Here is a 519-nt window from a genome sequence, read left to right on the forward strand (position 1 = left end):
GATCGCCCCGGACCGGGCGGAGTGGTTCGCGCCCCGCTGTCCGAGGAGCGCCGCGCCGGCCGCTGCGAGCCCGACGACGAGGGTTCCGACCGCGCCGAGCGGCGCAGCGTCCATCGGGCACCCCCACGGCTGAGGCCGCTCCCGTCAGGGGTCGGCCGGTTCACGTACGGTCGTCGGGCGCCGCTCTGCCCGGTGCGGCTGGCCGCTCAGCGGCCACGGGAAGCTGCTGCAACTGGCTGGTCAGATGTTCCTCGTCGTCCTTGAAGCGGAGCAGCACCGTGCCGATGGTGTCCTCCACGTACTTCGGTGGCCGGGCCCACCCGAGGAAGACCCCGGCCGCCATCCGCAGCGGCTCCCAGCCGATCCGGTCCGCCACCGCCTCCTGCAGCCGGAAGAGGAGGTAGTAGGCGAGCATCAGGCCCGCGCCGACGGCCAGCGTCGCGATCTCACCGTCGATCTCGACGCCGGCCCGGGCGGCGAGGGTGAGCAGGAAGCCGGCGAGGATCGGCGTCAGCGATC

General features: G+C 73.8%; 1 protein-coding gene. It reads right to left on the reverse strand.

The window, feature by feature from the left end; translation table 11 throughout:
- Positions 1-160: 160 nt before the first annotated feature.
- The coding region (locus QC029_RS30475; protein ID WP_279559078.1) for a hypothetical protein at positions 161-519 on the reverse strand (359 nt) is incomplete at its 5' end.

The organism is Streptomyces sp. DH37, from assembly GCF_029813835.1.
In the GTDB taxonomy this organism is placed as follows: Bacteria; Actinomycetota; Actinomycetes; order Streptomycetales; family Streptomycetaceae; genus Streptomyces.